General features: G+C 62.8%; 2 protein-coding genes and 1 pseudogene. All 3 read right to left on the bottom strand.

Annotation, left to right across the window (positions count from 1 at the left end; all coding sequences use genetic code 11):
- Positions 1-22: 22 nt before the first annotated feature.
- Positions 23-457: a GNAT family N-acetyltransferase gene (locus G3436_RS19325; RefSeq protein WP_163948204.1), complete on the bottom strand. Its 435-nt coding sequence runs from the start codon at positions 455-457 to the stop codon at positions 23-25.
- Complete coding sequence (locus tag G3436_RS19320; protein WP_163948201.1) at positions 450-1,616, bottom strand: ribosomal protein uL16 3-hydroxylase; 1,167 nt, start codon at positions 1,614-1,616, stop codon at positions 450-452. The genes G3436_RS19325 and G3436_RS19320 overlap by 8 nt, the downstream gene beginning before the upstream one ends.
- Positions 1,617-1,697: 81 nt before the next feature.
- Positions 1,698-2,758, bottom strand: a pseudogene (gene purB / locus G3436_RS19315) (adenylosuccinate lyase); the annotation flags it as partial.

Here is a 2,758-nt window from a genome sequence, read left to right as displayed (position 1 = left end):
CTTGCCAGCGAAGCTTTTGGGGTCAGGCGATTTCTTTGGAGTCGCGCACCATGTCCACGTGCGGCAAGCCGGCTTCGAGGAACTCTTCGCTGACGACCTTGAAGCCCAGGCGCTCATAGAACGCGGTGGCATGGACCTGTGCCGTCAGCTTTTGCTGGCTGAGGTCGCGCTTCTGCGCCTCGACGATGGCCGCCTGCATCAGTGCGTCACCGACCTTCAGCCCGCGCCAATCCTTGAGCACCGATACGCGGCCGATCTGGCCGTCCTGCAGCAGGCGTGCGGTGCCGATGGCGTAGTCGTCTTCCAGGGCCAGGAAGTGCACGGCGACATTGTCGTCGGCATCCCATTCCAGCTCTGGCGGCACGTTCTGCTCGGCGATGAACACCGCTTCGCGGATACGGCGAATGTCCGCGTTGTCTTTCTGCCAGTCGGCCAGGCGGACCTTGATCTTATTCATTGGCAAACCCCAGGCTTCCTTGCTTGACCAGCTCGCAGATCAGGGTAACGCCATTTTCGTCGCCCAGCCACTGCGCCAGGTTTTCGATGTGCAGCGCGTCGGCAGCGCAGATCAGCTTCAGCAGGTCGCGCAACTCGCCTGGCAGCAGGCGGCTCTGGCCGCTGGCGAACAGCAGCAGGTTGTCGTCGACTTCCGACCAGGCCAGGCGCGCGCTCGGGTTGCGGATCAGCAGTGCGCCCTGTTCCAGTGCGTCGATCAGCTCTTCTTCGCTCAGGGCTTCGCCCGCGACCATCTCCGGGTAGCGGGGCTCGGTCATGAACTGGCCGAACCAGGTCAACAGCAGCCGCTCATCGCTCATGTGCTCGGCCAGCAGGCCCTTGAGGCGGTCCAGCGCATCGTGCTGGATCTGGTGCGGGTCGCTCACCGGCTGGGCGTCGGCATCGCTGTAGCGGTCTTCGTCCGGCAGGAACTGGCTGAGGAAGTCGGTGAAGTGGGTCAGCACTTCGGCCGCGCTCGGTGCGCGGAAGCCTACCGAGTAGGTCAGGCAGTCGTCTTCGGCGATGCCGTAGTGGGCCAGGCGTGGCGGCAGGTAGAGCATGTCGCCCGGTTCCAGGGTCCACTCGTCGGTCTGCTCGAAGTCGGCAAGGATGCGCAGGTCGGCGTGCTCGATCAGCGGGCTGTCACTGTTGCACATCTGGCCGATCTTCCAGTTGCGCTTGCCCTGGCCTTGCAGCAGGAACACGTCGTAGTTGTCGAAGTGTGGCCCAACGCTGCCACCGGGGGCGGCAAAGCTGATCATCACATCGTCGATGCGCCAGCTTGGCAGGAAGCGGAAGTTCTCCAGCAGCTCGGCGACTTCCGGCACGAACTGGTCGACGGCCTGGACCAGCAGGGTCCAGTCGCGTTCCGGCAGAGTGCTGAAGGTGTCATCGTTGAACGGCCCGCGGCGCAGCTCCCACGGGCGCTCGCCATGTTCGATGACCAGGCGCGCCTCGACTTCCTCTTCCAGCGACAGGCCGGCGAGTTCGTCGGCGTCGATCGGGCTTTCGAAGTCGGGGAAGGCCTGGCGAACCAGCAAGGGCTTCTTCTGCCAGTAGTCGCGCAGGAATTCGCGGGCAGTCAGGCCGCCCAGCAACTGAAGTGGTGTATCAGGATTCATGTGTAACCTATTGAAAAAAAGTAATTTTCTTTCAGCAATAAAAACGCCCGGCCAAGCCGGGCGTCAAAACGCAGGGGTAAATCAGATGCGTTTGGCTTGTGCCGCAGCGTTACCGATGTAGTTGGCCGGGGTCAGCTTCTTCAGTTCGGCGCGGGCTTCGGCCGGCATGTCCAGGCCGTCGATGAAGGTTAACAGCGCTTCTGGGCTGATACCTTTGCCGCGGGTCAGCTCTTTGAGCTTCTCGTACGGGTTTTCGATGTCGTAGCGGCGCATCACGGTCTGGATCGGCTCGGCCAGCACTTCCCAGCAGGCGTCCAGGTCTTCGGCGATACGCGCTTCGTTGATTTCCAGCTTGCTGATGCCTTTGAGGCTCGCCTCGTAGGCGATCACGCTGTGGGCGAAACCGACGCCCAGGTTGCGCAGCACGGTGGAGTCGGTCAGGTCGCGCTGCCAGCGCGAGATCGGCAACTTGCTGGCCAGGTGCTGGAACAGCGCGTTGGCGATGCCCAGGTTGCCTTCGGAGTTTTCGAAGTCGATCGGGTTGACCTTGTGCGGCATGGTCGAGGAACCGATTTCGCCGGCAATGGTGCGCTGCTTGAAGTAGCCCAGCGAGATGTAGCCCCAGATATCACGATCGAAGTCGATCAGGATGGTGTTGAAGCGGGCAATCGCGTCGAACAGCTCGGCAATGTAGTCGTGCGGCTCGATCTGGGTGGTGTACGGGTTGAACTCCAGGCCCAGCTCGTCTTCGATGAAGGCGCGGGCGTTGGCTTCCCAGTCGATCTGCGGGTAGGCCGACAGGTGGGCGTTGTAGTTGCCTACGGCGCCGTTGATCTTGCCCAGTAGTGGCACGGCGGCGACCTGGGCGATTTGACGCTCCAGGCGGTACACCACGTTGGCCAGCTCTTTGCCCAGGGTAGTCGGCGAAGCCGGCTGGCCGTGGGTGCGCGACAACATGGCACGTCGGCGAAACGGTGGGCCAGGGTGCGGATCGACTCGGCGATCTGGCGCATCAGTGGCAGCAGCACGGTGTCGCGACCTTCACGCAGCATCAGGCCGTGGGACAGGTTGTTGATGTCCTCGCTGGTGCAGGCAAAGTGAATGAACTCGCTGACCTTGGCCAGCTCGGGGAGCTTGGCGGC

This window comes from Pseudomonas brassicae (assembly GCF_010671725.1).
Taxonomy (GTDB): Bacteria; Pseudomonadota; Gammaproteobacteria; order Pseudomonadales; family Pseudomonadaceae; genus Aquipseudomonas; species Aquipseudomonas brassicae.
This window is presented reverse-complemented; position numbering and strand designations above follow the sequence as displayed.